The sequence below is a fragment of the Serratia sp. 3ACOL1 genome (genome assembly GCF_003668775.1).
Taxonomy (GTDB): Bacteria; Pseudomonadota; Gammaproteobacteria; order Enterobacterales; family Enterobacteriaceae; genus Chania; species Chania fonticola.
In genome coordinates this window covers 1,775,216-1,801,467 of record NZ_CP033055.1, presented here as the reverse complement: position 1 = coordinate 1,801,467, position 26,252 = coordinate 1,775,216, and the positions used below count along the sequence as shown (strand labels likewise).

The following is a 26,252-nucleotide window of genomic DNA, read 5'->3' as shown; positions in this document are numbered from 1 at the left end:
GAGCATGAAATTCCTGGTTACAGGCGCTGCAGGGTTTATTGGTTATCACGTAGCGGAGCGTCTGCTAGCTATGGGGCATCAGGTTGTCGGTATCGACAACCTGAATGATTATTACGCTGTCAGCCTGAAACAGGCACGGCTCGACATGCTGGCTAATCAGCCAGCATTTCAGTTTATCAAACTGGATTTGGCCGATCGCAATGGAATTGCCGAGCTGTTTGCTGAACATCAGTTTGAGCGGGTCATTCACCTCGGCGCCCAGGCCGGAGTGCGTTATTCGCTGGATCACCCCTTGGCCTATGCGGATTCCAACCTGATTGGCCATTTGAACATTCTTGAAGGGTGTCGGCATAATAAGGTTGGGCATTTGCTGTACGCGTCTTCCAGCTCGGTTTATGGCCTGAATCGCAAGCTACCGTTTTCTACGGATGACTCGGTCGATCACCCAATATCCCTGTATGCTGCGACGAAGAAAGCCAATGAGCTTATGTCGCACAGTTATTCGCATTTATATGGTCTTCCAACCACCGGCCTGCGATTTTTCACCGTATATGGCCCTTGGGGGCGTCCTGACATGGCGCTGTTTAAATTCACCAAGGCGATATTGGCCGGTGAGAGCATTGATGTATATAACCACGGTGAGATGCATCGTGACTTTACTTACATTGATGATATTGCTGAGGCGGTCGTGCGCTTGCAGGCCATTGTTCCTCAACCCAATGCCAATTGGACGGTGGAACAAGGGTCTCCAGCCAGCAGTTCTGCGCCTTACCATGTCTATAATATCGGCAATAGTAGCCCTATTAAGTTAATGGAATATATTCATGCTCTGGAGGCTGCGTTAGGTATCACGGCGCACAAAAATATGCTGCCGATGCAGCCTGGTGACGTTTTGGATACCAGCGCGGATACCGAGGAGCTGTACCAGACTATCGCGTTTAAACCTGAGACCAGCGTGGATGAAGGAGTTAAACGGTTTGTTGATTGGTATCGGGCGTTTTATAACGTTCAGTAACCGAGCGATAGACAGGTAAAATAAAGGGGCTTCGGCCCCTTTTTCTTTTCCAGTACATGAGACTTTTGCTAGTCAACCGGGATAACGCGCGTGAAGGGCTGGGTGATTACCGTGGGTGCAAAGCAAAAAGGCTCCCATAGGGAGCCTTTTTAAGGTAACTAAAATGCTATTACAGCAGGAAATCGTCCAGAGATTTGCCTTGCTCTTCGATAGCTTTTTTAATCACGGCTGGAGTACGGCCCTGGCCAGTCCAGGTTTTCATTTCGCCGTTTTCGTCTTTATAGTGGTATTTAGCTGGGCGTGCAGCACGCTTTGCTTTACCAGCGGCTTTGGTAGCAGCCATAGTTTGCAGCAGTTCGTTTGGATCAATACCGTCTGCAATCAGCATTTCGCGGTATTGTTGCAGTTTACGAGTGCGCTCTTCAATTTCTGCTTGAGCCTGGCTGTCTTCTTCGCGGCGTTCGTTAACAACAACTTCCAGCTTCTCCAGCATCTCTTCCAGTGTTTCCAGGCTGCATTCTCTTGCCTGTGCACGTAGAGTACGGATGTTGTTCAAAATCTTCAATGCTTCGCTCATTGTTCTAGCTCTCAAATTATATTGGTGGGGGGGCGTGACGATAATAATAGAGTGCTCCTTTCTTTTCTGCAATAGCCAAATTGAAAGAGTGACTAAATTTATCTTTAAAAAACCGATATTGAGAACTGTCCGACTAATAACATAGGGGAATCAGGCTTTAATCCCACCCGGTTTTTATGCCAAATTGTCCAGCCGGAAGGCATAATCGCTGAGCTTAAAGTCATTTTGGCCCGCTTGACATAATTATGCCCTATAACAGTATCGGGAAGGATTTGTGTCCATAATCACTTCCCCAAAAGGACTAGTACTGTAAAGAATGGGGGTATAGCGGTAAACAGTCTGTCAAGAGCGAGTAAGTTGTTAAGCGTTCCAATTAACCGGGTAGCCATCGCTCAAAACACATTTAATTGCATTGCTGTCGGGAGGGGCGGGGCAGGCTGTTTGCTCACTGGCAGGACATATCCGTTTGAGCATTAATGAATTTAGTTAATCATTAACAATAATTAATTGTGCTTGATAAACCACAGTAATCTGTAAATAGATGTAAAAGTGTCCGCTGCGCATGTAAAATGTTTCACATGAAACTTGGCTTATGGCTATTTTCTTAGGCCAAGATAATGTCAGCCCGCTTGCTGAGTCTGGCCACGGTCTATGCTACAATGTCAACCTGCACCTTCCGACAGTATATACCCGTCGTCTCTCAGGCCGCAGCGTTGTTAACCGCAACAAACTCATCAACCGGGGCGAATATATTTGCCCTTAGTGGCAAGGGCGCAGTGTAACGCACCAGCAAGACCAGAGGATGAGTCAGCAGGGGGGCTACGCTACAACCAGAAAGTCTTAGGGTATATATTTTAAACCATTGGAGTCGCAGCCACATGGCTCAACTTTATTTTTATTATTCCGCTATGAATGCGGGGAAATCGACGGCACTGTTACAATCTTCATATAATTATCAAGAACGTGGTATGCGCACGCTGGTGTTCACCGCGGAGATCGACCACCGCTTCGGCGTGGGCAAAGTGAGTTCGCGGATTGGGTTGTCGTCGCAGGCACAGCTTTATAATAACGCCACTCAACTGTACGCCATGATTAATCAGGAGCATCAGCAGCAACCCGTACATTGCGTGCTGGTAGATGAGAGCCAGTTTCTGACCAAAGAGCAGGTTGAAGAACTCTGCGATGTGGTGGACCAACTGGATATTCCGGTGCTGTGTTATGGCTTACGCACGGATTTTCTTGGGGAACTGTTTGTTGGCAGCCATCATCTGCTGGCCTGGGCAGACAAGCTGGTCGAATTGAAGACCATTTGCCATTGCGGACGTAAAGCCAATATGGTGCTGCGCCTGGGGGATGATGGCAAGGCGATGCATATGGGGGAGCAGGTGGTGATCGGGGGTAACGAAAGCTATGTTTCTGTATGCCGCAAGCACTACAAGGAGGCGATCAAGGCTCCAGAGTGATATTGCGCCAGAAGCGCCGCAGAAGGCTTATGCGGCGTTTTTTGATGCCACCCTGTAGGTAAGCCGGTATTGCTGTGCAAATAGCGTGGTGCTCATTGGGTGCAATTTATCTCACGCATAAAAAAACCCGCCTTTCGGCGGGTTTTGACCATTCAGAGAACGGTTATTTCTTGGACTTTTTTTCCGCTTTAGCTGCAACCGGTGCTGCAACTACCGCCTCTTCTTCAGTCGCTTCGCTGAATTCGCGACCATAGAAGGTATCCATCAAGATTTGCTTGAGTTCGGCAATCAGCGGATAACGTGGGTTAGCACCGGTACATTGGTCATCAAACGCATCTTCAGACAGTTTGTCGACCTTGGCCAGGAAGTCGGCTTCTTGCACGCCAGCTTCGCGGATCGAGGTTGGGATACCCAGATCTGCCTTGATTTCATCCAGCCATTTCAGCAATTTTTCGATCTTCTGTGCAGTGCGGTCACCGGCAGCGCTCAGACCGAGGTGGTCTGCGATCTCTGCGTAGCGACGACGTGCCTGAGGACGGTCATACTGGCTGAAGGCGGTCTGCTTGGTCGGGTTGTCGTTGGCGTTATAACGGATAACGTTAGAGATCAACATGGCGTTAGCCAGACCGTGCGGGATGTGGAACTCAGAACCCAGTTTGTGGGCCATTGAGTGACAGACACCCAGGAAGGCGTTGGCAAACGCGATACCGGCGATGGTAGCGGCGTTGTGCACACGCTCACGAGCAACCGGGTTTTTCGCCCCTTCATGGTAGCTGGCTGGCAGATATTCTTTCAGTAGTTTCAGCGCTTGCAGCGCCTGGCCATCTGAATATTCGTTGGCCAGTACGGAAACGTAAGCTTCCAGGGCGTGAGTGACCGCATCCAGGCCGCCGAAGGCGCACAGGGATTTAGGCATGTTCATCACCAGGTTGGCATCGACAATCGCCATATCTGGGGTCAGAGCATAGTCAGCCAGCGGGTATTTCTGGCCGGTGGCATCATCGGTCACTACCGCAAACGGCGTGACTTCTGAACCGGTACCTGAAGTGGTGGTGACGGCGATCATTTTCGCTTTCACGCCCATTTTCGGGAACTTGTAGATACGCTTACGGATGTCCATGAAGCGCAGCGCCAGATCTTCGAAGTGGGTTTCAGGATGTTCATACAGCACCCACATGATTTTCGCGGCGTCCATCGGTGAACCACCACCCAGCGCGATGATCACGTCTGGTTTGAAGGAGTTCATCTGCTCGGCACCTTTACGTACGATGCTCAGCGTTGGGTCAGCTTCAACCTCAAAGAATACTTCAGTTTCAATACCGTGCGATTTCAGAACTTTGGTGATCTGATCGGCATAACCGTTATTGAACAGGTAGCGGTCGGTAACGATGAAGGCGCGTTTTGCCCCGTCGGTAGCCACTTCTTCCAGCGCGATTGGCAGTGAGCCACGGCGGAAGTAGATTGATTTAGGAAGTTTGTGCCACAACATGTTTTCTGCTCGCTTCGCTACAGTTTTCTTGTTGATCAAATGTTTTGGACCGACGTTTTCAGAGATGGAGTTACCACCCCAGGAACCGCAGCCCAACGTCAGTGACGGAGCGAGTTTAAAGTTGTACAGGTCACCGATACCCCCCTGAGAAGCCGGGGTGTTGATCAGAATACGTGCGGTTTTCATTTTGTCGCCAAAATACTCTACACGTGCAGTCTGGTTATCTTGATCGGTGTACAGGCAAGAGGTGTGACCGATACCGCCCATGGCGACCAGTTTCTCGGCTTTGCTGACGGCGTCTTCAAAGTCTTTGGCACGGTACATCGCCAGGGTAGGTGACAGTTTTTCGTGAGCAAACGGCTCAGACTCGTCAACCAGTTTCACTTCACCGATCAGGATTTTAGTGTTGGCTGGCACTTTGATACCGGCCATTTCAGCGATTTTTGGTGCAGACTGGCCAACGATAGCGGCGTTCAGACCACCGTTTTTCAGGATGATGTCCTGAACGGCTTTCAGCTCTTTGCCCTGCAGCATGTAGCCACCGTGGGAAGCGAAGCGTGCGCGCACTGCATCGTATGCGGAATCTACTACGATCACGGACTGTTCAGACGCACAGATCACACCGCTGTCGAAGGTTTTTGACATCAGGATAGAAGCGACTACGCGTTTGATGTCGGCAGTTTCGTCAACCACCACAGGAGTGTTACCAGCACCAACGCCGATTGCAGGTTTACCTGAGCTGTAAGCCGCTTTAACCATGCCTGGGCCACCGGTTGCCAGGATCAGGTTAATGTCTGGGTGATGCATCAACTGGTTGGACAGGTCAACCGTTGGCTGGTCGATCCAACCGATGATGTCTTTCGGTGCGCCAGCAGCAATGGCAGCCTGCAGCACGATATCTGCGGCTTTGTTGGTGGCGTTCTTGGCACGTGGGTGCGGGGAGAAAATGATGCCGTTACGGGTCTTCAGGCTGATCAGCGCTTTGAAGATTGCGGTAGAAGTCGGGTTGGTGGTTGGCACGATACCGCACAGCAGACCAATTGGCTCAGCTATAGTAATGGTACCGAAAGTTTCATCTTCAGAGAGGATCCCGCAGGTCTTTTCGTCTTTATAGGCGTTATAGATGTATTCGGAAGCGAAGTGGTTTTTGATGACTTTGTCTTCAACGATACCCATGCCTGATTCTTCAACGGCTAGTTTAGCCAGAGGAATACGGGCATCTGCGGCGGCGAGGGCAGCGGCGCGGAAGATCTTATCAACTTGCTCTTGTGAGAAGTTGGCATATTCGCGCTGGGCTTTTTTGACACGTGCAACTAGCTCGTTCAATTCAGCGACATTCGTTACAGCCATGATGCTCTCCTGATAAATGTTAAACTCTTTCAGTAAATAAGCCGTTCGAGGAACTAGTATAGACATCTGTCAGGAAGGCGTCTGTTAGATAATGAGACTTTTCCCGCAGTTAGCGACCCATACTGCTGATTTACTTAAAGAGCTTTACCAAGTGCAAGTTGGTAGTAGGCAAGCGAGACAGAAATCGGTATCCATACCTCGTACTCCCTTTTGACTACGACTAAGAGCTTAACTATTCCTGAGTAGATATTTTGTGATGTACATCATAAAAATCGCAAGCTGACACCTTTCAGCTTGCTTTTGTTGAGAGTAATTATCAACAAGGTGTTTGGCCATGCCGTGATGATACTGAATAACAGCAGGCAGCACACAAAGCATTAACAATAGCGAATTGTTTTGTAACATTCTGTTGGGGTAGGGAAAAATGCTGGTCGGGTGGATGGATTAGCTGGCGCAATTCTATTACATTAGCGCGCATCGGCAGTGTCTCTTTTTACAGCTATTTATGCGGAGTTTTTCGTGGGCCAATCTCTGTTGGATTTTTCCGGCTACATCAAGTTCTTTGTCGGCCTGTTTGCGCTGGTCAACCCGGTAGGTATTCTGCCGGTGTTTATCAGCATGACCAGCTACCAGGCCGAGGTCGGGCGTAACAAAACCAACCTGACGGCTAACCTGTCGGTGGCGATTATTTTGTGGACCTCGCTGTTCCTGGGTGAGGGCATATTGCGTATGTTTGGTATCTCTATCGATTCTTTCCGTATTGCCGGCGGCATTCTGGTGGTGACCATCGCCATGTCGATGATCAGCGGCAAGCTGGGTGAAGACAAACAGAACAAGCAGGAAAAGTCAGAGAGCGCGATCCGTGAAAGCATCGGCGTCGTTCCCTTGGCGCTGCCGCTGATGGCCGGGCCGGGTGCCATCAGTTCCACCATTGTCTGGAGCTCTCGTTACCACAGCTGGCAGAACCTGTTAGGTTTTACCGTGGCGATCGCTTTGTTCGCTTTCTGTTGTTGGCTATTGTTCCGGGCAGCTCCGCTGCTGGTGCGTCTGCTGGGGCAAACTGGCATCAACGTCATTACCCGTATCATGGGGTTATTGTTGATGGCGCTGGGGATCGAATTTATTGTCACCGGCATTAAAGCCATTTTCCCTGGATTGTTATAACCTTAATAAAGCCGCGGATAATCCTGTTTGCGGCTTAAGTTATTTTTAATTTTTCAAATTATCTCAGTTGATGCATTATTAAAGTGCATAACCTGCCTGCTTTTCATTCTATTGCCCAACCCTGTGGCACAAATCTCACTTTATCGGTTGATAAAGCACCAAGATGTTATTTTCTCCACTTTTAAAATCCGCGTGATGGGGGTTTTTGTCTCCCAATGGGTAAAATTGTTGTTAATTTAATCACATCATTCTGTAGGGCTTGTCTCCGTTTCACACAGGTGTTATTAGTGATTAACCACGCATAGGCAGGTGTTTATTCTCTGAACGGCATTTTTGTTAACTGAATGTTTCTTTTGAGTGGTTTTTTCATCTGGGATGAAAAGGTTAAAAATTAATCCTAAATTTATTCAATAAAATCATAAGATTAATCCATTTATGGGCCAGTGGGAAGGCTAGGTGTCTGTAGGGCTATGGGATAATAAAAGAGAAATGCTTAACATTTCTGTAAAAAATATTGGCTATGAATTTTTGCTTCTGCTAATTTCCGAGCAACTTGTCACAAGGAAAAATCTTATCTTTGACGCGCCAGGTAGGAATGATTTTTGCTGGTATCCGTATATTTAGCCCGCTTGATAACTATTTCACAATTATCGCTTAGCCGTGAAAAGGAGCCTGTAGTATGCCGCAAACCACGAAGCATCAACCGTTGGCCGTTATCATCGCCGCTGTGTTGGGGATGATCGCCAGCCAAAACCTGCAGGCCGTAGAGGTACCGGCCGGTGTGCAATTGGTACCACTTCAGCGCATGGTGATCAACAACGGTTCAGAAGTCGCTTCGTTGGATCCGCATAAGGTCGAAGGAACGCCTGAAAGCAATATTATCCTCAACCTGCTGGAAGGGTTGGTCAGCACCGATGCCAATGGTCATCTGGCTCCTGCGGTGGCGGAAAGCTGGGAAAATACCGATTACCAGACTTGGACCTTCCACCTGCGTCCAGGGGCGGTATGGAGTGATGGCTCTCCGGTGACCGCGCAGGATTTCGTTTACAGCTGGCAGCGGCTGGCGGATCCCAAGACCGGTTCCCCTTATGCCAGCTACTTGCAATACGCCCGAATTGAGAATATTGACGCTATTCTTGCCGGTAAAAAACCGCCTGAATCACTTGGCGTCAGCGCCATTGATGATAAAACGTTGAAGGTGACGCTCAGCGAGCCGGTGCCCTATTTTGTCAGTATGCTGTCCCATACCTCAATGAAACCGGTGAAACAGTCCGTGGTTGAGAAATTTGGCGATAAGTGGACACTGCCACAGAACTACGTGGGCAACGCGGCATATCGCTTATCCGAGTGGGTCGTCAACGAACGTATCGTGCTCGAACGCAGCCCGAGCTACTGGAATAACAGCAAGACGGTGATCGAGCAGGCCACGTTCCTGCCGTTGTCCTCCGAGGTCAGCGATATTAACCGCTACCGCAGCGGTGAAATCGATATTACCAACAGTGCCATCCCGCCGAATCTGTATGCCAAAATTAAGCGCGAGATCCCGGAACAACTGCACGTTAACCCTTACCTGTGCACCTTCTATTATGAGATCAACAATCAGCGTGCGCCGTTCACCGACGAGCGCGTACGTGCGGCAGTCAAATTGACGCTGGATCGCGATATTATTGCCAACAAGATCATGGGCCAGGGCCAAATTCCAGCCTACAGCTTTACGCCAACCTTTACCGAGGGAGGCAACTTCAGCCAGCCGGAATGGGCTGGGTGGACTCAGGAAAAACGCAACGAAGAAGCGAAGAAACTGCTGGCACAGGCCGGGTTCGCCGCTGAAAAACCGCTCAAGTTTACCCTGCTGTACAACACCTCCGATCAAAATAAGCAGCAGGCTATTGCCGCCGCCTCTATGTGGAAGAAGAACCTCGGCGCACAGGTCACATTGCAAAATCAGGAATGGAAAACCTCGCTGCAGAGCCGTCATGAAGGGCAGTTTGATGTGGCCCGTGCCACCTGGTGCGGCGATTACAATGAGCCGAGTGCGTTTCTGAATATGCTGCTTTCCAACAGCAGCAATAACACCTTCTTCTATAAAAGCCCGGCCTTCGATGCTCTTATTGCCAGCACCTTGAAAGCATCGGACGCTACTGCACGCAGTGCCATTTATCAGCAGGCAGAGACCTTGCTGGACAAAGATTCTGCGCTGATCCCGGTCTATTATCGGGTCAGTGCACGCCTGGTCAAACCTACGGTTGGCGGTTTCACCGGCAAAGACCCGCAAGACTATATCGATCTGAAAAACTTTTACATCATCAAACAGTAATCAAGGGTATTACCGGCGGTGATAGCGGCCGGTAATACACAGGAAAGGCTGCGCCGTTTCGTTCCACGGCGTCCAGCCATAGCAACCCCCGGTTAACGGGCAACGCAGCTCCCACGACGGAGTTGTGATAATAAAAACTGGAGTTTATACACATGACCAACATCACGAAGAAGTCCCTGCTGGCAGCAGGCATTATTGCGGCGCTAGGCTTGACGGCGGCAGGAACTGCTTTTGCGGCCGATGTGCCAGCGGGCGTTCAACTGGCAGACAAGCAGGAAATCGTTAAGAACAACGGTTCCGAAGTACAATCCCTTGACCCGCACAAGATCGAAGGCGTGCCTGAAAACAACGTCACTCGCGATCTGATTGAAGGTCTGGCGAATAACAGCCTGGACGGTTCTGTGGTGCCGGGTGTCGCAGAAAGCTGGGATAACAAAGATTTTAAAGTGTGGACCTTCCACCTGCGCAAAGACGCCAAATGGTCGAACGGTGAGCCGGTAACGGCACAAGATTTCGTGTATAGCTGGCAGCGTTTGGTCGATCCGAAAACCGCCTCTCCTTATGCCAGCTATCTGCAGTATGCCCACGTGGAAAACGTGGATGACATCATCGCGGGTAAAAAAGACAAATCGACGCTGGGCGTGAAGGCCATCGACGATCATACCTTCCAGGTGACGCTGACCGAACCGGTGCCGTATCTGGTAGAAATGACTCCGCACTACGCCATGAAGCCGGTGAATAAAGAAGCGGTAGAGAAGTTTGGTGAGAAGTGGACCCTGCCACAGAACTACGTCAGCAACGGCGCCTACAAGCTGAAAGACTGGGTGGTTAACGAACGTATCGTGCTGGAACGTAACCCGCAATACTGGGACAACGCCAAAACCATCATTAATAAAGTCACCTTCCTGCCGATCGCTTCAGAAGTCACTGACGTCAACCGCTACCGCACCGGTGAAATCGACATGACCTATAACAACATGCCGATCGAACTGTTCCAGAAGCTGAAAAAAGAGATCCCGAACGAAGTGCACGTCGATCCTTACCTGTGTACTTATTACTATGAAATCAACAACCAGAAAGCACCGTTCACCGATGCTCGCGTACGTGAAGCGCTGAAGCTGGGGATGGATCGCGACATTATCGTCAACAAGGTGAAGAACCAGGGCGATCTGCCAGCTTACAGCTTTACTCCTCCTTACACCGACGGTGCCAAGTTGACCCCGCCAGAGTGGTTTGGCTGGACGCAGGAAAAGCGTAACGAAGAAGCCAAGAAACTGCTGGCCGAAGCCGGTTATGGCCCAGGTAAACCGCTGACCTTCTCGCTGCTGTACAACACTTCCGATCTGCACAAGAAGTTGGCCATTGCCGCTGCGTCTATCTGGAAGAAAAACCTGGGTGTGGACGTGAAGCTGGTGAACCAGGAGTGGAAAACCTTCCTGGATACCCGCCATCAGGGCACCTATGACGTGTCACGTGCTGGTTGGTGTGCGGACTACAACGAACCAAGCTCCTTCCTGAACATGATGCTGTCTGACAGCAGCAGTAACACCCCGCACTATAAGAGTGCAGAATTCGACAAGCTGATGGGCAACGTGCTGACGGCGAAAACCAAAGAAGAGCGTGCAGATCTGTATCAGAAAGCCGAAGTCCAGCTGGATAAAGACTCTGCTATCGTTCCGCTTTATTACTATGTGAATGCTCGCCTGGTGAAACCTTACGTGGGTGGTTACTCAGGCAAAGATCCACTGGATAACGTTTACGACAAAAACCTGTACATCATCAAACATTGATGCGGCAAGGGCTGGCGGCACAGGTCGCCGGCCCATTTCAAGACAATAAGCCGTTATCAGGCTGAAGCACAGGGCTAGGGCAATGCTTAAATTTATCTTTCGTCGCCTGCTAGAGGCGATCCCGACACTATTTATACTCATCACCATCTCTTTCTTTATGATGCGCCTCGCACCCGGCAGCCCGTTTACCGGTGAGCGCGCGCTGCCACCCGAAGTGTTGGCCAACATTGAAGCCAAATATCACCTTAACGATCCGATCTGGAAACAGTACGGGCACTATTTGGTGCAGCTGTCGCAGGGCGATTTTGGCCCTTCATTCAAATACAAAGATTATTCGGTTAATGACCTGGTCAAGGCCTCGTTCCCCGTTTCAGCCAAACTGGGTTTTGCCGCTTTTGTTCTGGCGGTGGTGCTGGGAGTGAGCGCAGGGGTTATTGCCGCGTTGAATCAGAACACCAAGTGGGACTATACGGTGATGGGGTTCGCCATGACCGGTGTGGTGATCCCCAGCTTTGTTGTCGCCCCCTTACTGGTGCTGATTTTCGCCATTACCTTGAAATGGTTGCCCGGTGGAGGCTGGAACGGTGGGGCGCTGAAGTTCATGATCCTGCCGATGGTGGCGCTGTCTTTGGCCTATATCGCCAGCATCGCGCGTATTACCCGTGGCTCGATGATTGAGGTGCTGCACTCCAACTTTATCCGTACCGCCCGTGCCAAAGGTTTGCCGATGCGCCGCATCATTCTGCGCCACGCATTAAAACCTGCGTTGCTGCCGGTGCTGTCGTATATGGGGCCAGCGTTTGTTGGGATTATCACCGGTTCGATGGTGATTGAGACTATTTACGGCCTGCCAGGAATTGGCCAGCTGTTCGTTAACGGTGCATTGAACCGTGACTATTCGCTGGTGTTGAGCCTGACCATTCTGGTTGGCGGCTTGACCATCCTGTTTAACGCGATCGTCGACGTGCTGTATGCCGTGATCGATCCGAAAATCCGTTACTAAGCTGGAGCACGCAAGATGTTGACGAAAAAGAACAGCGAAGCTCTGGAAAACTTCAGCGAACAGCTGGAAGTTGAAGGGCGCAGTCTGTGGCAGGACGCTCGCCGCCGCTTTATGCACAACCGTGCGGCGGTGACCAGCCTGTTTGTATTAGCGCTGATCACCCTGTTTGTGATCTGTGCCCCCTGGCTGTCGCAGTTTGCTTATGATGACACCGATTGGGCAATGATGTCCGCCGCGCCTAACCTGGAGTCCGGGCACTATTTCGGTACCGACTCCTCAGGGCGTGACTTGCTGGTACGCGTGGCCATTGGTGGGCGAATCTCGCTGATGGTGGGGGTCGCTGCGGCGCTGGTGGCCGTGGTCTTGGGTACTTTGTACGGTTCACTTTCTGGCTATCTGGGCGGCAAGACCGACTCGGTGATGATGCGTTTGCTGGAGATTCTGAACTCCTTCCCGTTCATGTTCTTTGTGATCCTGCTGGTGACCTTCTTTGGGCAAAACATCCTGCTGATCTTTGTAGCGATCGGCATGGTGTCGTGGCTGGATATGGCACGTATTGTGCGCGGGCAGACGCTCAGCCTCAAACGTAAAGAGTTTATCGAAGCGGCGCTGGTGTGCGGCGTATCGACTCGCAATATCGTCCTGCGGCATATCGTGCCGAACGTACTGGGCGTGGTGGTGGTATACGCCTCGCTGCTGGTGCCGAGCATGATCCTGTTTGAATCCTTCCTCAGCTTCCTGGGGCTGGGCACTCAGGAGCCGCTGAGCAGTTGGGGCGCATTGTTGAGCGATGGTGCCAACTCGATGGAAGTATCACCGTGGTTGCTGCTGTTCCCAGCCTGTTTCCTGGTTATCACTCTGTTTTGTTTCAACTTTATCGGCGATGGCCTGCGTGATGCCCTCGACCCGAAAGATCGTTAAGGAGTGCAACCATGAGCATTAATTCTCAACCACAAACCGGGCTGCTGCTGGACGTCAAAGATCTGCGTGTGACGTTCGGTACGCCAGACGGCGATGTTACCGCGGTGAACGATCTCAACTTCGATCTGCGCGCGGGTGAAACCTTGGGCATCGTCGGGGAGTCAGGTTCCGGCAAGTCACAGACGGCATTTGCGTTGATGGGCCTGCTGGCCAGCAATGGCCGCATCGGTGGTTCGGCAAAATTCAACGGCCGTGAAATTCTCAACCTGCCAGAAAGCCAGCTCAACAAGCTGCGGGCCGAAGAGATCTCGATGATCTTCCAAGACCCGATGACCTCATTGAACCCTTATATGCGGGTTGGCGAGCAGTTGATGGAAGTGCTGATGCTGCATAAAAAAATGAGCAAAAGCGAAGCGTTTGAAGAGTCGGTCCGCATGCTGGATGCGGTCAAAATGCCGGAAGCCCGTAAGCGTATGCGTATGTATCCGCATGAGTTTTCCGGCGGGATGCGCCAACGCGTGATGATCGCCATGGCGTTGCTGTGTCGGCCAAAGCTGCTGATTGCCGATGAGCCAACCACCGCGCTGGACGTTACCGTGCAGGCACAGATCATGACGCTGCTTAACGAACTGAAGCGTGAGTTCAATACGGCGATCATTATGATCACCCATGATTTGGGCGTGGTTGCCGGGATCTGTAACAAGGTCTTGGTGATGTACGCAGGCCGCACCATGGAATACGGCAGCGCCCGCGATGTGTTTTATCATCCGAGCCACCCATATTCTATCGGGCTGCTCAATGCGGTGCCGCGTCTGGATGCCGAAGGTGAAGCGTTGATGACCATCCCTGGTAACCCGCCGAACCTGCTGCGTTTGCCAAAGGGCTGTCAGTTCCAACCGCGTTGTCCGTATGCGATGGAACAGTGCGCGAGTGCTCCGCCATTGGAGCAGTTTGGTGAGGGGCGCCTGCGCGCCTGTTTCAAGCCGGTGGAGGCGTTGGTATGACCGCAACCGATAAAAGAGTGCTGCTGGAAGTCGCAGACCTGAAAGTTCACTTTGATATTCATGATGACAAGCAGTGGTTCTGGCAGGCACCGAAAACGCTGAAGGCAGTGGACGGTGTCACCGTGCGCCTGTTTGAAGGCGAAACGCTAGGGGTAGTAGGGGAGTCAGGCTGCGGTAAATCCACCTTCGCACGGGCAATTATCGGCCTGGTGAAGGCGACCAGTGGCCGCGTTGCCTGGTTGGGCAAAGATCTGCTGGGCATGAGCGATGCCGATTGGCGCAAGACGCGCAGCGATATTCAGATGATTTTCCAGGATCCGCTGGCTTCGTTGAACCCGCGAATGACCATCGGTGAGATCATCGCCGAACCGCTGCGTACCTACAATCCGAAAATGCCGCGCCAGGAAGTGAAGGATAAGGTCAAAGCGATGATGTTGAAGGTGGGCCTGTTGCCGAACCTGATCAACCGTTATCCGCATGAATTCTCCGGCGGGCAGTGTCAGCGTATTGGCATCGCCCGTGCCTTGATTCTCGAGCCGAAACTGGTGATTTGTGATGAGCCGGTCTCCGCCTTGGACGTGTCTATCCAGGCGCAGGTGGTGAATCTGTTGCAGCAGTTGCAGCGTGAGATGGGGTTATCGCTAATCTTTATCGCCCACGATCTGGCGGTGGTTAAACATATTTCCGATCGGGTGCTGGTGATGTATCTGGGCCATGCGGTGGAGTTGGGAACCTATGATGAGGTCTATCATAACCCGCAGCATCCGTATACCAAGGCGCTGATGTCGGCGGTTCCGGTGCCGGATCCTGACAAGGAGAAGGAAAAGCAGATCCAACTGCTGGAAGGGGAACTGCCATCGCCGATCAATCCGCCTTCGGGCTGTGTGTTCCGCACCCGCTGCCCGATTGCCGGGCCAGAATGCGCTAAAACCCGCCCATTGCTGGAAGGCAGCTTCCGTCATGCGGTATCGTGCCTGAAAGTCGATCCGTTGTAATGGGCTGATTAATAATAAAAAACCTGCCATTAGGCAGGTTTTTTTATACCGTTAACCGGCTTATTCTTTCCACAAAATGTGGCACAGCTTGTTATCTTTCTCGCGGCAGATCAGCACGCGGGCAAAGACATCGTTGATAGGCTCGCCATCGCTGTCCGCCAGGCCGATCACCACCTCGGCAAAGAAGTCCGGATTCAGATCGTAATCCACGTGTTCCTGCCAGTCCTCTGCCGGATCGTACAGCTCGGCACCACCGCGCTCTTCAAACTGTAAATTGAACAGCAGAATATCCGCGGGATCCAGATTGTCGCCAGCCAGCTCAAGGAAGATGTCGTAGGCTTGTTCCAGCGTTTCATCTTCGGTAAGGCGATTATTCAAGTCCATATAAAAATCCTGATAACAAATGATTTGAGGTTATTAAACCATGCTCGTTGCCGCTTTTACAGCAACGGGCTGAAAAAGTAAAACAGGCGTTCGACCAGGCGGTGCCAGTACGGGCGCTTCAACCATTGCTTGGCGTCCAACAGCTGCGAGCGGGCGATGTAATCATCTTGCACACAGGCCAGATCGGCACCAAAGCCGCTGTCGTCAATCACCAGGGTGATCTCAAAGTTCAGCCACAGGCTGCGCATATCCAGATTGACCGTGCCGACCAGGCTGAGCTGGCCATCGACCAACACGCTCTTGGTGTGCAACAGTCCGCCTTCAAACTGATAAATCTTCACGCCCGCTTCCAGCAGCTCCGAGAAGAAGGCACGGCTGGCCCAGCGCACCATCATTGAGTCGTTGTCGCGCGGAACGATAATGCTGACGTCAACGCCACGCAGCGCTGCCGTGCAGATGGCGTGCAGCAGATCGTCGCTCGGCACCAGATAGGGGGTGGTCATGATCAACTGCTCACGCGCGGAATAGACCGCCGTCAACAGCGCCTGATGGATCATCTCTTCCGGGAATCCCGGGCCGGAGGCAATAACCTGGATGGTATGGCCGCTTTCCTGTTCAAACGGCATGATATTCACGTCTGGCGGCGGTGGTAGAATGCGCTTGCCGGTTTCGATCTCCCAGTCACAGGCGTAAACGATACCCATCGTGGTTGCCACTGGGCCTTCCATACGTGCCATCAGGTCGATCCATTGACCCACCCCGGCATCCTGCTTGAAGAAGCGCGGATCGACCATATTCATACTGCCGGTGTAGGCGATGTAATTGTCGATCAGCACCACTTTGCGATGTTGCCTCAGGTCCATACGCCGCAGGAATACGCGGAACAGGTTCACCTTGAGTGACTCAACCACTTCAATACCGGCGTTACGCATCATGCTGGGATAAGGGCTGCGGAAGAACTGTACGCTGCCAGCCGAGTCCAGCATCAAACGGCAATGTACGCCACGGCGTGCGGCGGCCATCAATGATTCGGCGACCTGATCGACCAACCCACCGGGCTGCCAGATATAAAACACCATCTCGATATTATGGCGTGCCAGTTCGATATCCCGCACCAGGGCATTCATCGTTGAATCGGTGGTCGTCAGCAACTGTAGCTGGTTGCCTTTGACGCCATCAATGCCCTGGCGGTGATGGCAAAGCTGGAACAGTGGGCGGGCCACTTCACTGTACTCGGTAGCAAAAATCCGGCTGCTTCCTTTAAGCTCATTCAACCAGCGAGCGGTTGAGGGCCACATGGCCTTGGCTCTCTCTGCGCGGCGTTTGCCGAGGTGCAGTTCACCAAAGGATAAATAAGCAACGATACCGACCAAGGGCAGAATATAGATCACCAGCAGCCAGGCCATGGCCGAAGGCACGGTGCGTCGTTTCATCAGAATACGCAATGTGACCCCGGCGATAAGCAGCCAGTAGCCAAACACCAAGAGCCAACTAATTACGGTATAAAAGGTTGTCATAAAGGCAAAAATTTCCGTTCGTAAGCCACCAATAATGAGTGTACGCACAGAACAACAAAGGTGAAACCTTTTCTCGGTAGTTAAGTTACATAAAAATGATTGACTAAAGGGACTTGCTGAAAATAAAAACCGTACTTTTTGTCGCCTGTGAGAGGGCGACGGCGGTGAACGCACGACTTGGATCGCGCGTTGAAAGGTCTATAATGCCCGCGGTTGGCATTGATGGGTAACGTAAAATGAGACGCAGTAGAAATGAAGTGGGCCGCTGGAGGATGTTACGGCAGAGCCAGCGGCGCAGGCACCGTTGGCTGGAGCGCCAATCGTGCAGCAATCGGCATATCATTCGTGTTCGCCGTCGTTTGGACGATCAACACCGCAGAGCCTTATTGTTCGTTGTGGCTTACGAGTGGTAAAACAAGAACAGCCCGTTATGGGCTGTTCTGCTATTTACTGGACCTGGGTTATTTACCCAGATAGGCGTTCAACATCCACACCTGTTTTTCCTGCTCTTTGATGTAATCGCTCATCAGAGAAGAGGTACCCTCATCACCGGCCTCTGCGGCCAGCGTCAGCAGTTCGCGCTGCTGTTGCAACAAAATGGCGTAACCTTCCAGCAAGCCGCGCAGGGTGCCTTTATCGTCGGTGACATTGGTGTCTTCCTTGATATCCGCCGTTTTCAGATAGTCACTGAAGGCGTGGCGAGGCTGTGAACCCAGAGTCAGAATACGCTCTGCCAGTTCATCTACCTTGGTCAGCAGGTCATTGTAGGTTTCTTCAAACTTGACGTGCAGTTCAAAGAAGTGCGGGCCGGAAATATTCCAATGGTAGCCCCGCACGTTCATATACAACACTTGGTAGTTAGCCAGTAGGGCGTTCAGTGCTTCAGAGAGTTTTGCTGATTGTTTGGTGTCCAGGCCGATATGAGTCTTGGTCGCTTTCTTTGCCGTTGCCATAATAATCTTCTCCTGATTCTTTGTTTCGATTATCTAGATTGATATCCATACAAAACAGGTTAACCGGATCTATCATAAGGTTAAAGTTGCTACTAAGCATCAATTCAATCGTTCAAACCAATTTACCCGTGCTTACATTCATCAATTGGCTAATTGGGTTGGGGCGCTGCATGTGCGCCCACTTAACTTCATCGATTAAATTACACCTGCGCCCTTTTGCGCAAGGCAAATTTTAGCACACCGGCGCTCAGGCTGGTGAGCAATGCGGCGGCGATCAGCACGGCAATAAAGGCCTGATCGAAGGCTCCTCTAGCCAACTGAATCAGCCTTTCTGCGCTGTCCGCGCCCATATTTCCGGCTAATCGTAACGCCTCATCAATGCTGTCATAAGCGAGATCGCCTACGGGCAGATTGGCAGGCAATACCAGGCTGTGGCTATAAACCGCCGTCATCAACCCCCCAGCAGCGTGACGCCTAACACGCCACCCAACTCCCATGAGACGTCTTCAATAGCGGCGACCATGCCCGCCTTGTCTTCGGGGGCGTTGAGCATAATGGCCGTTGAGGCAGCGGTGATGGCACCACCAAGGCCAAAGCCCACCACAAACAGGCAGACCAACTGCATAATGACGTTGCCTTGATACCACAGGGCGACACCCGCGATGCCTAAGGCGGTGAGAATAAATCCGCCCACCAGCATGTAGCGTTCGCCATAACGAGGTAGCAAAGCTCCGGCCAACGGGCCAGCCAGAGCAGAGGCTACCGGAATGGGTAAAATAAACAATGCGGCCAGCAGCGGCGTCATGCCGAGCACCAACTGTAAGCGCTGGCTTAACACCAGTTCGACCCCGATCAGCGCGATCATTGAAACGATCGCCACACCGACACCACTGGCAAACAGGCGATTGCGGAACAGTGAGAAATCGATCATGGGGTATTGCGCCCGCTGCTGACGGCGGACAAACAGGGTCAGGAACAGCGTACCGAGCGCCGCCGCAATGGCGAAGTCACTCAGGGAGAACGCGGGTTTGCTCAGCTCTTTCAGCGCATAGATCGACGCCACCAGGCCGAACATGATCTGTAGCGAGCTGATAAAGTCGCAGGGGCGTTGACTGTCTCCACCACAACGAGGGATCAGATAGACCGCCAGCGGCAGAACCAGCATCACCACCGGCACGTTGATCAGAAATACCGAGCCCCACCAGAAATAGGACAGCAGAACGCCGCCTACCACCGGGCCAAGCGCGGCGGCACCAGAGGCCACGGCGGCCCAGATGCCAATCGCCAGCGCACGCTCACGCTCATCGGTAAAGACGTGGCGCACGATGGATAGCGTGGCCGGCATCATCATCGCGGCCCCGATGGCCAGGAAAGCGCGTGACGCAATCAGCAGCTCGGCACTGGGGGAGAACGCGGCGCACAGTGAGGCCAAGGCAAAGACCGGCAAACCGGCGATAAACATTTTCTTGTGGCCAAGACGGTCGCTTAACATGCCAGCGCCGGGAAGTAGGCCAGCAACCACCAACGGGTAGGCGTTAACGATCCACAGTTTTTGTGAGGCTGTGGCATCCAATGCCTGGGTCAGGCGCGGCAACGCGGTGTAAAGCACCGTCATATCGGTAATGATTAAAAATAGCGCACTGGAGATCATTGCCAGGATCAGCCAGCGGTTTTGGGCGTGCATAAAGAGTATCCTAGTAAACCGATGACGCGGCTGCGTCACCTTACGGTAACCACCCGGAAGCACCGGTGGTATACTGCTATAATATAAATCCATACGTACGTATTGAAAAGGGGCTTTCTCAATGGGGCGTCAACGGAGTATCGATCGTGACAAGGTGCTGGATACCGCAGAAGAGATTGTGGCGACCCAAGGTGCGGCAGGGTTAACCATCGATTCGGTGGCCAAAGCCATGGGGATCTCCAAGGGGGGAGTGCAATATTGCTTTGGTAGCAAAGATGCGCTCATCGATGCGATGTTTGACCGTTGGGGCAAGGTTTATGAGCAGGTTTTTGACGATATCGCGGGCAGCGATCCGGACCCGTTAACCATCGTCCAGGCGCATATGCAGGCTACCCGCAGTTCCGATCAGGCTTCCAGCGCCAAGGCAGCCGGGTTGATGGCGACGTTAATTCAGACGCCAGAACACCTGGACAGTACGCGAGAATGGTATCGCAGCCGCATAGCAGGTTTGGATCTGACCACCGAGGCGGGGAGAAAGGCGCGATTGGCCTTCCTGGCCACCGAGGGAGCCTTCATGCTGCGGTTCTTCGGCTTTATGGATATCACTCAGCAGGAATGGGAAGCGATGTTTGCCGATCTGCAAAAGTGGGTTCTTACCGATACGGCTCGCAATGGTTGACCTATCACACTGATAGATGGCGATCGCTCCGCGCGGCGAGTATGTTTAGCGAATAAAGATATTCCCTCGAAGAACCCACTTTTAGCCAGCCACCTCCGTGCTGGCTTTTTTTTGCTTAAAATACCTGTTTAAACGGTTTCACCGTGACTTCGCCGTATACGCCAGCGTCCACGTACGGGTCTTGTGCTGCCCAGGATTTTGCCACCTCTAGCGAAGGGAACTCGGCGATCACGGTAGAACCGGTAAATCCAGCCTGGCCTGGATCGTTGCTATCGATAGCCGGGTTAGGGCCAGCGACCACCAACCGGCCTTCATCACGCAGTGCCTGCAGGCGAGCCAGATGGGCGGGGCGAACGGCCATGCGCTGTTCCAGCGTGCCAGGTACGTCTTGTGCGTAGATCAGATAAAGCATATTTCACCTTTAAAATCATTGCCATACAACGGTAATCACAAAGTAGCGCAAAACCTGTGACAAGGGAATGCCAATCCAGATAAAAATTCACTACCGTGCTGAGGATAGCTGCGTGAGCTGCGATTGACGAGTGAGGGAACACATTGGTTAACAATACGTATGCAAAGCTCAATAAAAGGCTAATTAAAAGTTAATATCCCTATGAGTTTGCTGGTTTTAGCGCCTAATGATGCCGATTAAAGCGATAGTTTGTCTTTCGTTATTGAATATGATTGCTATTTGCATTTAAACTTGGCGCACCAGAGGAAACAGAATCATTATGCCGCTAAACAAAATGTTCCTTATTCGCCGAATTTCCGTGCCAATTGTCCTCTCCGTTGGTTTGCACAGTGCCCTGGTGGCCGCCTTGCTCTACGCTTCCGTCAACGAAGTGTTGGAGCTGCCGAAACAGGAAGATGCCCCTATCAGCGTTATGATGGTGAATATGACCGCGCTGGCAGAACCGCCACCGCCGGCAGCGGCGGAACTGGAACCCCAGGTAGAACCTGAGCCTGAGCCAGAACCGATCCCGGAGCCCGAGCCGCCACCGCCGGTACCGGTAGCCATTCCTAAACCGGAGCCGGAGAAACCCAAGCCGAAGCCAAAACCGAAGCCGAAGGTAGAGAAGCCGGTCAAGCGTGAAGTGAAGAAAACCGAACCGCGTGAACCTTCGCCGTTCGACAATCAATCCGAAGCCAAGCCGATCGACAAGGCACCGGTTAAACAGGCACCATCAGCACCCGCGCCGGGAACTTCCCGTGAGTTGGGGCCAAAAGCCTTGAGCATCGGCAAGCCGATGTATCCACCGCGCGCCCGGGCATTGCAGATTGAAGGCAATGTCAAAGTTCAGTTCGATGTCGATAGCGATGGGCGGGTTACAAACGTGCGTATTCTGTCTGCGGAACCACGTAATATGTTCGAACGTGAAGTGAAGCAGGCAATGCGTAAATGGCGCTATGAAGCCAAAGCCGCGCAAAACCTGACGAAGACCATCGTCTTCAAAATGGAAGGCTCGACGGTTGAGTAAGCAATAAAAAAGGTCGCATTTGCGACCTTTTTGCTATCTGGCGTAGGCTTACTCGCCAACGCGGAAGTTCATCTTGCCGTCTGGCAGGGCGCGAGGGCTGCCGCCATCATCTACCGCTACATAGGTAAAGACCGCTTCCGTGGCACGGTAGCGCTGGCCAATCGGGGCAGAAGACACCTTCTTGACCCAAACTTCCACATTGATGGTAATCGAGCTGCGGCCACTACGGATACAGTTGGCATAGCAGCACACCACGTCACCCACGGCCACCGGCTTGAGAAAGGTCATGCCGTCTACCCGCACGGTCACCACGCGCCCTTCGGCTATCTCTTTGGCCAGGATCGCGCCGCCGATGTCCATTTGTGACATCAGCCAGCCGCCAAAAATATCGCCGTTGGCATTGGTATCTGCCGGCATGGCCAGCGTGCGCAGTACCAGTTCACCGCTAGGCAAAGGTCGTTGCTCGGTCATTATTTCTTCTGCTCTTCTGGCATATGACGGTAAATATAGATACCGCTCAACAGGGTGAAGACCAGCGTCAGCACGGTCAGGCCAAATACCTTGAAGTTAACCCAAACGTCCTGCGGCATCCAGAATGCCACATAGATATTGGCCAAGCCGCAGGCCAGGAAGAACAGGGCCCAGGCAATGTTAAGGTGGTTCCAGACGCTGTCCGGCAGGGTCAGCTCTTTACCCAGCATGCGTTGGATCAGCGGCTTTTTCAGTATCAGTTGGCTGATCAGCAACGCCAGAGCGAACAGGGTGTAGATGGCCGTGACCTTCCATTTGATAAACAGGTCGTTATGGAACACCAGGGTCAAGGTACCGAATACGGCGACCATGGCAAAGGTGATCAGCGTCATCTTCTCTACCTTGCGATATTTCAGCCAGGTAAAGACCAGTGCCAGGGCGGTAGCGACGATCAAGGCACCTGAGGCGACGTAGATATCGTAAAGCTTATAAAAGGCAAAAAAGACAATCAGGGGTAGAAAATCAAGAAACTGCTTCATAAATCAATCCATCATAGGTTCATCGGGCGACTATACCGGATTTGGCGCGTTCTGTGTATCGCACTAAAGGGCAGATTATCGGTGTTCGTCCGGTAGATTGCTGCTGTAAACGCCAGAATTTGCATAAACTTACGATTGTTACCCTCGGTTATTTGCAAGCGCTGGGTGTACCACGCATATTAAGCATAATAATAGCCGCATAATTTACCATGGAAAATAGCTATGCAGTGGAAGTCTCTGCGGGCGTGGACGCCCGGTTTGACGCATTTGTTAGGATATGAACGCAGTTGGTTGAAGCCGGATATTCGAGCGGGGTTATCGGTCGCAGCAGTAGCTTTGCCGGTGGCGATCGCCTATGCCGAATTGGCCGGTGTCAGCCCGGTGGTCGGGCTTTACTCCTGTATTTTGCCGATGATCGCCTATGCCATTTTTGGCTCGTCGCGGCAGTTGATTGTTGGGCCGGATGCGGCAACCTGTGCGGTTATCGCCGCCGTGGTGACTCCGCTTGCTGCAGGAAGTATGGAGCTGCACTGGCAGCTCACCATCATGATGACCGCCATGACGGGAGCTTGGTGTTTGCTGGCCAGCCGCTTCCGGCTCGGAGCCTTGGCAGACCTACTTTCCCGCCCAATCCTCAGCGGATTGCTAAATGGCGTGGCGGTGACCATCATCGTCGATCAGATCGGTAAAGTGCTGGGGTTCGGTACGCCACCGGCGCAGCTGATTGAACGTATTTATGCCTTGCCCGGCAACATTCTGCACAGCGATTGGCCGACGATGGGCATTTCATTGCTTACGCTGACAATGCTGGTGGGGGTTAAAAAGCTGCGGCCTAATTGGCCTGCGCCGTTGTTTGCCATCGTGCTGGTCGCCTTTATCACCTGGGCGGGTAATTTGCAGCAGCACGGTATTATTACCGTAGGGGGCTTCAGCGGCATGCTGCCTATCGTCCAGTGGCCGGATTTTCAGCCGGGCTTACTGCGTGACATGGTGATACCGGCGCTCAACCTGGCGGTGGTCAGCTTTGTCAGCATGATGCTTACGGCGCGCAGCTTCGCGGCGAAAAATGGCTACGAAGTTAATGCCGATGCGGAGTTCCGTGCGCTTGGGCTGGTAAATATTGTTTCCGCTCTGTCGCAAGGTTTTGCCATCAGCGGAGCCGATTCGCGTACGGCGGTAAACGATGCCAATGGCGGCAAAAGCCAGCTGGTATCAATTATTGCCGCCATCGTGATTGGCATTGTGCTGCTGTTCCTGACTTCGCCGCTGCAATTTATTCCGGTGGCCGGATTAGGCGTGGTGCTGATGTACGCCGCCTGGTCGTTGATCGACATTCGCGGCATCTGGATCCTGCGCAAGCGCAATGCCCAGGCGTTCAGGCTGGCGGCCTTCACCTTCGTCAGTGTGCTGCTGGTGGGGGTGATCAGCGGCATTGGCTTGGCGGTATTGCTTGGCCTGATGCAGTTTCTCCGCACCGTGTTCCGCCCAACGGAGCAACTGCTGGGAGTCAATGAGGAAGGCATGATCCACTCAATGGGCAACAACAACGGGGTGAAGGCGGTGCAGGGCGTGATGATGTACCGCTTTAATTCCCCGCTGACCTATTTTAACGTGGCCTACTTCAAACGGCGCATCCTCAATCTGGTCGACAGCACGCCGTTCCAGCCACGTTGGGTGGTGGTGGATGCGGTGGCCAGTTTTACCCATGCTGATATCAGCGTGCTGGCGGCCATTGATGAGCTAAAACGTGATTTGTTACAGCGTAACGTAAAGCTGGTGCTGGCCGGACGGCGCACCGAGTTAACGCGCTGGTTCCGTATCAATCAGGTGGGGCGCGATAAGGATCTGATCCTGGTACCCGACCTCTATCTGGCACTCAAGCTGATACAAAGTAAGGAACAGGCCGAACCGGGCACGGCACAGTAAATAAAAAGGGCACGCTAAAAGCGTGCCCTTAAACGTCAACTGACCCTGTTTATCTTTTATCTAAGGACACGCCAGCAGCTGGCGCGGTTTCCCGCAGTAACATATATAGACGGAACAGATAAATCAGCAGCAGGGCAGAAACCAGGTTGCTTAATGCAGTCAGCACTATGCTGGCAACGTGTGGTGTCAACACCGACAAATGGCTGACCATAAACAGCACCAGCAGTTTGGCCGCCAACCACAGCATCATCGCCGGTACGATCACCCGCGCGTTGGCAAAGGCCAGCTTGCAGCTTAGCTTCAGTGAGGCAAACATGCCTTTCCCATCGGCCACGGAAATCACCGGGGCTAGCGAGAACGAGATCGCCATGATCACACCGGGCACGACGAACAGCGTCAGGCCAAGCTGGGTCAGCAAGGTGCAGACAAACAGCAGCAACAGTAAACGCGGCAATAGCGGGGCAGATATCCCGATAGCCCGCAGTGCACTGGTACGCTGGCCTTCAGAAACCAGACGGATCAGCGTCAACATACCCCCTACCAGCAGCACGTTACCCACTAAAGCGGAAATCGTGGCGGCGGCGGAGACTTTCAACAGCACCATCTGCTGTTCAGGCGTCATTTGCTGAATGATTTCCTGGATCCCCATGCCGGCACCGGCGTTGGAGGCCAAATCACTTTCCGTCGCGGTCAGGATCTTCAACTGCTCGATATCGGGGCTAAACGCCTGATTAAGCAGCACAGAAATGAATGCGGTCAGCAATGCCAACAGCACAATGCTGGCAACCTGATTACGGAAAAAGTTAAAACTGTCACGGTACAACGTGTTGGCCGTAATTGGCATGCTTGGCATGCAGACTCCTTGGCGTCGGGAACATAGTTAAATCAGTGGGCGATTGTACCTTGTTCCGCTCCGCTGTGGCACCCCGCGAATGGCACTGTGCTGATTTCTTGGGCGATTATGGTCTCTGACAATGATAATGGCAGGGGAACCGGCAAGGGCGGCAGGCCGTAGCGCTCACGGGCCCGATCGCAGGCTTCATTGCGCAGGCCGTTTTCCCCGGATTGATCGAATTCGCGGCAGGGGCTAGGGCGATTGGGATAGATCGAACAGGATACCGCCTGACCAATTTCACCCACCAGCGAGGTGCAGCGTGGGGACTTGCTGTTGGTTCCCTGCATACAGCGCAGAAAGGGGCTCAAGGGTTCAGTTAAGGATATAGGTACCACGCCGCCGCCATCTTCCGCTTCGGCCCAATAGAATGATACTCGGAAATAACCGCAGCAGGCGCCGCAGCTGGTGCAGGGATTTTGAATTTCGCTCATCTTGATTGCCACCGACTCCTTACCGGCCCAACCAAAACCAACAGGAATGATGAAATTACGCAGAGGCATTTTTTTTAGCAACTTTTTTTGGTAACAGAAATGTAAACATGCATAAAATTTGCAACAAAAGGCGTTTATTGATTCAGATCAATTATCGATTTATTAACACCTTAGGTGGCTTTGTTTTTGGTGGGAATTTAAATTTTT

Annotated in this window: 23 protein-coding genes and 1 pseudogene; 13 read left to right on the top strand and 11 right to left on the bottom strand. The window is 52.4% G+C overall.

Translation table 11 applies throughout. The features are described 5' to 3' along the window. Positions 1 to 4: 4 nt before the first annotated feature. Complete coding sequence (locus D9980_RS08260) at positions 5 to 1,015, top strand: NAD-dependent epimerase (RefSeq protein ID WP_121606993.1); 1,011 nt, start codon at positions 5 to 7, stop codon at positions 1,013 to 1,015. A gap of 169 nt (positions 1,016 to 1,184) precedes the next feature. On the opposite strand, the gene hns is transcribed toward D9980_RS08260, so the two are convergent. Continuing rightward, positions 1,185 to 1,592: a histone-like nucleoid-structuring protein H-NS gene (hns, locus tag D9980_RS08255; RefSeq protein WP_024486694.1), complete on the bottom strand. Its 408-nt coding sequence runs from the start codon at positions 1,590 to 1,592 to the stop codon at positions 1,185 to 1,187. Between the two features lie 878 nt (positions 1,593 to 2,470). Between hns and D9980_RS08250 the strand changes: the two genes are divergently transcribed. After that, positions 2,471 to 3,055, top strand: coding sequence for a thymidine kinase (locus D9980_RS08250; protein WP_121606992.1), 585 nt, complete (start codon positions 2,471 to 2,473; stop codon positions 3,053 to 3,055). Positions 3,056 to 3,218: 163 nt separating this feature from the next. Here D9980_RS08250 and adhE read toward each other — a convergent pair whose 3' ends face one another. Beyond that, complete coding sequence (adhE, locus tag D9980_RS08245) at positions 3,219 to 5,894, bottom strand: bifunctional acetaldehyde-CoA/alcohol dehydrogenase (RefSeq protein WP_121606991.1); 2,676 nt, start codon at positions 5,892 to 5,894, stop codon at positions 3,219 to 3,221. Positions 5,895 to 6,413: 519 nt separating this feature from the next. Between adhE and D9980_RS08240 the strand changes: the two genes are divergently transcribed. The 7 genes from D9980_RS08240 (at position 6,414) to oppF (ending at position 15,088) form a co-directional block, all read left to right on the top strand. Continuing rightward, positions 6,414 to 7,058 (top strand): YchE family NAAT transporter, encoded by a 645-nt coding sequence (locus tag D9980_RS08240; RefSeq protein ID WP_021181228.1) that lies wholly within the window; start codon positions 6,414 to 6,416, stop codon positions 7,056 to 7,058. 679 nt (positions 7,059 to 7,737) lie between these two features. Continuing rightward, the gene (locus tag D9980_RS08235) at positions 7,738 to 9,375 is read left to right on the top strand and encodes an ABC transporter substrate-binding protein (protein WP_121606990.1); all 1,638 of its coding nucleotides are present in this window, start codon (positions 7,738 to 7,740) and stop codon (positions 9,373 to 9,375) included. Between the two features lie 152 nt (positions 9,376 to 9,527). Continuing rightward, a complete protein-coding gene (oppA, locus tag D9980_RS08230; protein WP_024486728.1) occupies positions 9,528 to 11,165 on the top strand; it encodes an oligopeptide ABC transporter substrate-binding protein OppA in 1,638 nt (545 codons plus the stop codon). Positions 11,166 to 11,247: 82 nt separating this feature from the next. Continuing rightward, the gene (oppB, locus tag D9980_RS08225) at positions 11,248 to 12,168 is read left to right on the top strand and encodes an oligopeptide ABC transporter permease OppB (protein WP_021181231.1); all 921 of its coding nucleotides are present in this window, start codon (positions 11,248 to 11,250) and stop codon (positions 12,166 to 12,168) included. A gap of 15 nt (positions 12,169 to 12,183) precedes the next feature. Then, positions 12,184 to 13,089, top strand: a complete 906-nt coding sequence (gene oppC / locus D9980_RS08220; RefSeq protein WP_021181232.1) for an oligopeptide ABC transporter permease OppC — start codon at positions 12,184 to 12,186, stop codon at positions 13,087 to 13,089. Between the two features lie 11 nt (positions 13,090 to 13,100). Next, positions 13,101 to 14,093 (top strand): ABC transporter ATP-binding protein, encoded by a 993-nt coding sequence (locus D9980_RS08215; RefSeq protein WP_121606989.1) that lies wholly within the window; start codon positions 13,101 to 13,103, stop codon positions 14,091 to 14,093. Beyond that, on the top strand, positions 14,090 to 15,088 hold the full coding sequence (gene oppF, locus D9980_RS08210; protein ID WP_021181234.1) for a murein tripeptide/oligopeptide ABC transporter ATP binding protein OppF: 999 nt from the start codon (positions 14,090 to 14,092) through the stop codon (positions 15,086 to 15,088). The genes D9980_RS08215 and oppF overlap by 4 nt, the downstream gene beginning before the upstream one ends. Positions 15,089 to 15,148: 60 nt before the next feature. On the opposite strand, the gene D9980_RS08205 is transcribed toward oppF, so the two are convergent. Both D9980_RS08205 and cls read right to left on the bottom strand, forming a co-directional pair. Continuing rightward, the gene (locus D9980_RS08205) at positions 15,149 to 15,472 is read right to left on the bottom strand and encodes an HI1450 family dsDNA-mimic protein (protein ID WP_021181235.1); all 324 of its coding nucleotides are present in this window, start codon (positions 15,470 to 15,472) and stop codon (positions 15,149 to 15,151) included. A 56-nt stretch (positions 15,473 to 15,528) separates the two neighbouring features. Then, positions 15,529 to 16,989 (bottom strand): cardiolipin synthase, encoded by a 1,461-nt coding sequence (gene cls / locus D9980_RS08200; RefSeq protein WP_024487022.1) that lies wholly within the window; start codon positions 16,987 to 16,989, stop codon positions 15,529 to 15,531. 236 nt (positions 16,990 to 17,225) lie between these two features. Between cls and D9980_RS08195 the strand changes: the two genes are divergently transcribed. Further along, the gene (locus D9980_RS08195) at positions 17,226 to 17,402 is read left to right on the top strand and encodes a YciY family protein (protein WP_004945296.1); all 177 of its coding nucleotides are present in this window, start codon (positions 17,226 to 17,228) and stop codon (positions 17,400 to 17,402) included. A gap of 48 nt (positions 17,403 to 17,450) precedes the next feature. Here D9980_RS08195 and D9980_RS08190 read toward each other — a convergent pair whose 3' ends face one another. Both D9980_RS08190 and D9980_RS08185 read right to left on the bottom strand, forming a co-directional pair. Further along, on the bottom strand, positions 17,451 to 17,942 hold the full coding sequence (locus D9980_RS08190) for a Dps family protein (RefSeq protein WP_021181236.1): 492 nt from the start codon (positions 17,940 to 17,942) through the stop codon (positions 17,451 to 17,453). A 200-nt stretch (positions 17,943 to 18,142) separates the two neighbouring features. Further along, positions 18,143 to 19,626: pseudogene (locus D9980_RS08185) on the bottom strand (MFS transporter). 121 nt (positions 19,627 to 19,747) lie between these two features. On the opposite strand from D9980_RS08185, the gene D9980_RS08180 reads away from it, so the two are divergent. Next, positions 19,748 to 20,305 carry a TetR/AcrR family transcriptional regulator gene (locus tag D9980_RS08180; protein WP_065685693.1) on the top strand — a complete coding sequence of 186 codons (558 nt, stop codon included), beginning with the start codon at positions 19,748 to 19,750 and terminating at the stop codon, positions 20,303 to 20,305. Positions 20,306 to 20,420: 115 nt separating this feature from the next. On the opposite strand, the gene D9980_RS08175 is transcribed toward D9980_RS08180, so the two are convergent. After that, on the bottom strand, positions 20,421 to 20,717 hold the full coding sequence (locus tag D9980_RS08175) for a YciI family protein (RefSeq protein WP_024486857.1): 297 nt from the start codon (positions 20,715 to 20,717) through the stop codon (positions 20,421 to 20,423). Between the two features lie 319 nt (positions 20,718 to 21,036). Between D9980_RS08175 and tonB the strand changes: the two genes are divergently transcribed. Further along, on the top strand, positions 21,037 to 21,783 hold the full coding sequence (tonB, locus tag D9980_RS08170) for a TonB system transport protein TonB (RefSeq protein WP_121606988.1): 747 nt from the start codon (positions 21,037 to 21,039) through the stop codon (positions 21,781 to 21,783). 48 nt (positions 21,784 to 21,831) lie between these two features. On the opposite strand, the gene yciA is transcribed toward tonB, so the two are convergent. Both yciA and D9980_RS08160 read right to left on the bottom strand, forming a co-directional pair. Next, positions 21,832 to 22,254, bottom strand: a complete 423-nt coding sequence (yciA, locus tag D9980_RS08165) for an acyl-CoA thioester hydrolase YciA (protein ID WP_021181241.1) — start codon at positions 22,252 to 22,254, stop codon at positions 21,832 to 21,834. Next, positions 22,254 to 22,793: a septation protein A gene (locus tag D9980_RS08160; RefSeq protein ID WP_024486859.1), complete on the bottom strand. Its 540-nt coding sequence runs from the start codon at positions 22,791 to 22,793 to the stop codon at positions 22,254 to 22,256. The genes yciA and D9980_RS08160 overlap by 1 nt, the downstream gene beginning before the upstream one ends. A 222-nt stretch (positions 22,794 to 23,015) precedes the next feature. Between D9980_RS08160 and D9980_RS08155 the strand changes: the two genes are divergently transcribed. Beyond that, entirely contained in the window at positions 23,016 to 24,719 is a 1,704-nt protein-coding gene (locus D9980_RS08155) for a SulP family inorganic anion transporter (RefSeq protein WP_121606987.1), read from the top strand. Positions 24,720 to 24,768: 49 nt separating this feature from the next. Here D9980_RS08155 and D9980_RS08150 read toward each other — a convergent pair whose 3' ends face one another. Next, positions 24,769 to 25,563: a YciC family protein gene (locus D9980_RS08150; protein ID WP_121608980.1), complete on the bottom strand. Its 795-nt coding sequence runs from the start codon at positions 25,561 to 25,563 to the stop codon at positions 24,769 to 24,771. A 41-nt stretch (positions 25,564 to 25,604) separates the two neighbouring features. After that, positions 25,605 to 26,045: a YkgJ family cysteine cluster protein gene (locus D9980_RS08145; protein WP_024529249.1), complete on the bottom strand. Its 441-nt coding sequence runs from the start codon at positions 26,043 to 26,045 to the stop codon at positions 25,605 to 25,607. Positions 26,046 to 26,252 lie beyond the last annotated feature (207 nt).